We start from the raw sequence: 3,400 nt of genomic DNA on the forward strand, positions 1-3,400 counted from the left end.
CTAGGGCGGGCACCCTGGTCCACGAGGGCGGGGACCAGGGGCCTCCTGCCATGACAGGGCGGTCACCCGAGTACGGCCCAGGCCAACGCCGGGAGGCGCCCGAGGGCCGGGGCAGCACCTTTACGCCACCGGGTCGCCGAAGCCCGGCGACCCGGTGTCCGGCCTGCCCGCCGGGACTGCCCTGGCCGCCGCCATCCCGGGCCAGTGCTCGGAAGTCCCCGCGCCCGTGTAGCGCTGATTCCGAACCGCCACCTCGTATTCTGGGCTCTGTCACTTTGCCCTGATTACGCAGCGCTACGTGTCTGTTCGCCGTAGCTCTACGAGCGAACCCATCGTCAGCAGTTGGTGATCGACCAGACCTTGGCCCAGTTGCCGTGCGTGTCGTGGGAACCGGGCCCGTTGTCCTGGTAGACGAACTCGCCGTTTTTACCCCACATGGTGGCTACCATCCACGACTGGGTCTGATTGTTGTACCAGGACCCGGCCCCACTCCAGCCCGACCCATCGAGGGGATGTTTCCCGCACGGCCCCATCCGCTGCTCCCGGCCGCCGTAGTTGACGGCTGTGTAGGCGCAGAAGTCTCCGTAGGGGCAGACGTGCGCTGCGGCCAGGCTGGTCACCGGACCGCGCGTGGTGGCGAGGTCGCGCACGTACTTCTCGCCGGGCACGACAAGTCGCACTGAGGCGCCGTGGCCCAGGTCGATGATGTTCGCCGCCACCTGTCGGCCCCCGGACTCGGCGATGGTGGTATTCACCTGCCGCTGCAGTTCCGCGCTCTGCGTATCGGTCAGTCCGGCTTGGCGGCTTTGCGCCGCGAACACGGAGTGCGTGTCAGGAGCGGCCGAGGCTGTGGCGGCAGGTGTGGCTAACGCGCCGATACCCCCCAGCGCTGCAGTTGCTGCCGCGAGCGCGAGCCGCTTGTGCATGTTCATATTCCGATTCCTTTCTGCTCTGACCGGCCGGGCAAGCCGAGGTGGCTGTCCGCGCCGTGTGACCTCCACTGTTCCGGTCGGGGGATTGAATGGGCAGCCGGTTTTGCACCCTGATCAATGACCGCGTCGTGCGAACATGACAATCTTCCGGCCCGCATAGAGCAACGAGCGCCCACCCCATGTCCTCCGGCGCCCAGCGCCGGTTCAAATCCTGGGGACCGCCGCTGGCAGCGGGTGCCTGCTTGGCATAGACAAGTGTGGCAGCGAGACCGCGCTCAGTGTTGGCGCTGAACGCACAGTGGTTAACGGTCAGTGCATGGTTCGCCGTGGAGTACCGCTCGACGGTAGGTGCTCGGCGGGACCCCGTAGGCAGTGCGGAATGAGCGGGTGAAGTCGGAAGCATGGACAAAGCCCCAGCGTGCGGCAAGGAAGCCGATCGGCTTGTCGGACGACTGGGGGTCGGCAAGGTCCCGGTGACAGCGTTCCAGGCGTCGCTGCCGGATCCAAGCGCTCACGGTGGTGCCCTGCGGTTGGAACAACCGGTGCAAATACCGCACGGAGATGTGGTGGGCGGCCGCGATTGCGGCGGGCGACAACTGCGGGTCGTCCAAGTGGTGTTCGATGAAGGAGTGGACGCTGACCATCAGCGCCTGCTGGCGGCTCTCGGGGGGAAGGGTGTCGGCCGCGCCCAAGTGGTGCGCCAGGAAGGCGGTGATCAGGTCCAGCGTGACCGCGCCCAGGCGTACGGCGTCCTGCGACCGGCAGAAGCGGACTCGACGACCGCACTGGTCAGAAACTGCGACAGGATCGCCCCCATGCCGGTATTTCCTGGCAGCGGCACCGCGAAGAGGCGGTCAGCCTTCGCCGCGGGAAGAGGAAACGCCGCACGGGGCCAATTCACGATGATCCCCTCGACCGCGCCCCCGCCGTCGGGGAAGGTCCAGGCGTCGCACGGGTGCGACGTGTCATAGAGCACCACGTCCCCAGCACCCACCAACGCGTCACGCCCGCAGTGGGAAATGCGCTGCCCGCCGCTCAGCGTCAGGGCCAGGTGGTACAGCTCCGGGTCGGACCGACGTATCAACGCCGGTGTTCGACGCGAGCGCAACGACGGATAGGACAGCACCGACGAGACCACAGCCCCAAGCTCCAGCACCCGGGCACTGGGGGCGGAAGTCATCGGCATGGTCGCTGGTGAACTCCGTAGGCATGAGCGTGTGCGACGTCACCTCCCGCCACCACTCGAACCGATCAGCGACCGGCAACTCCTCGCTACGCAAAACGGCCTCAATCACCTCACACACCCCCGTCCCGGCCGTAGGCGCGGTGCCGGTATTCGCCGGGTGGCATGCCGTAGGCGGCACGGAAAGCCCGGCTGAAATCCGCCGCGTGCCTGAAACCCCACCGGGCGCCCACGGCGTGGATCGGCCGTAAGGACAGCGCGGGCTCGGCCAGGTCCCGGCGGCACCGCTCCAGACGCCGGTGCCGGATCCACCCGCCGACGGTGGTGCCCTGTTGTTGGAACAGCCGGTGCAGGTACCGCACCGAGATGTGGTGGGCGGCAGCGACCACGCCGGGGGACAACTGCGGGTCGCCCAGGTTGCGTTCGATGAAGGAATGGATGCTGACCATCAGCGCCTGCTGGCGGCTATCGGGAGGAACGGCGTCGGCCGCGTCCAGGTGGTGGGCCAGGAACACCGTGACCAGGTCCGTCATGACCGTGCCCAAGCGGACGGCGTCCTGCGGATGATAGGCGGCAGGCTCACCGGTCAGGCCGATTAAGAACTGGGAGAGTAGTCCTCCAACGCCGATATTTCCTGGCAGAGGGGTCACCAGGAGACGGTCGACTTTGGCGCCAGGCAGGGGCAGCGCGGCGCGGGGCACATCCACGATGATCGCCCCTGCCTCACCCTGCTCAGCGAAGCACTGCGAGTCATAGGGGTGGGAGCTGTCATATAGCAGCAGGCTGCCCTCCTCGAACAGCGCATCCCGCCCGCACTGGGACACCCCACGTTTGCCTCGTGTAGGCAACGCCAAGTGATAAAGCTGCGGGTCGGACCGGCGCACCAGGGCCGGAGTGCGGCGAACGCGCATCGGAGAGTACGACACGACCGACGCCCGTGAATCTCCTACCTCCAGCCTCTTGATCGAGGCTCGGAAGTCATCGGCGTGGTCGCTGGTGACCACACTCGGCAACAAGGAGCGGGAGATCAACCCGCACCACCACTCGAAGCGGTCGGCGACCGGTAAATCCTCGCTGCGCAACACACCTTCGAACACCTGACATACCCCCTAGAAGGATCATGAAGATCTTGCTCGATCTAGCCGCCGAGCGTGCGGTGAGCAGCTGCCTTGCTTACCAGCGCCAGCTGGCCTGGTGACCAGCCCGGCCGCCCTCTGGTTCCGAACGCCTCGGCGAACTCGGCGTCCGCGAACAACTCGTCACGGACCCGCATCGCCAACGGGTA

Annotated in this window: 4 protein-coding genes; all 4 read right to left on the reverse strand. The window is 67.0% G+C overall.

Annotated features, from left to right (window positions below):
- Nucleotides 1-335: 335 nt before the first annotated feature.
- The 4 genes from ACFVWD_RS57805 to ACFVWD_RS57820 all read right to left on the reverse strand — a co-directional run bounded on the left by ACFVWD_RS57805 (nucleotide 336) and on the right by ACFVWD_RS57820 (nucleotide 3,212).
- Complete coding sequence (locus ACFVWD_RS57805; protein ID WP_389607176.1) at nucleotides 336-932, reverse strand: peptidase inhibitor family I36 protein; 597 nt, start codon at nucleotides 930-932, stop codon at nucleotides 336-338.
- Between the two features lie 302 nt (nucleotides 933-1,234).
- A complete protein-coding gene (locus tag ACFVWD_RS57810; RefSeq protein WP_389607182.1) occupies nucleotides 1,235-1,576 on the reverse strand; it encodes a helix-turn-helix transcriptional regulator in 342 nt (113 codons plus the stop codon).
- Nucleotides 1,577-1,647: 71 nt separating this feature from the next.
- A complete protein-coding gene (locus tag ACFVWD_RS57815) occupies nucleotides 1,648-2,118 on the reverse strand; it encodes a hypothetical protein (protein WP_389607178.1) in 471 nt (156 codons plus the stop codon).
- A gap of 110 nt (nucleotides 2,119-2,228) precedes the next feature.
- Nucleotides 2,229-3,212 (reverse strand): helix-turn-helix domain-containing protein, encoded by a 984-nt coding sequence (locus tag ACFVWD_RS57820; RefSeq protein ID WP_389607180.1) that lies wholly within the window; start codon nucleotides 3,210-3,212, stop codon nucleotides 2,229-2,231.
- Nucleotides 3,213-3,400 lie beyond the last annotated feature (188 nt).

Origin of the sequence: Streptomyces sp. NPDC058086, assembly GCF_042885015.1 — a bacterium.
In the GTDB taxonomy this organism is placed as follows: Bacteria; Actinomycetota; Actinomycetes; order Streptomycetales; family Streptomycetaceae; genus Streptomyces.

Bases quoted from the DNA above. Each gene is read 5' to 3' on its own strand.
- ACFVWD_RS57805 (WP_389607176.1), bottom strand. From the start codon at position 932: ATGAACATGCACAAGCGGCTCGCGCTCGCGGCAGCAACTGCAGCGCTG.
- ACFVWD_RS57815 (WP_389607178.1), bottom strand. From the start codon at position 2,118: ATGCCGATGACTTCCGCCCCCAGTGCCCGGGTGCTGGAGCTTGGGGCT.
- ACFVWD_RS57810 (WP_389607182.1), bottom strand. From the start codon at position 1,576: ATGGTCAGCGTCCACTCCTTCATCGAACACCACTTGGACGACCCGCAG.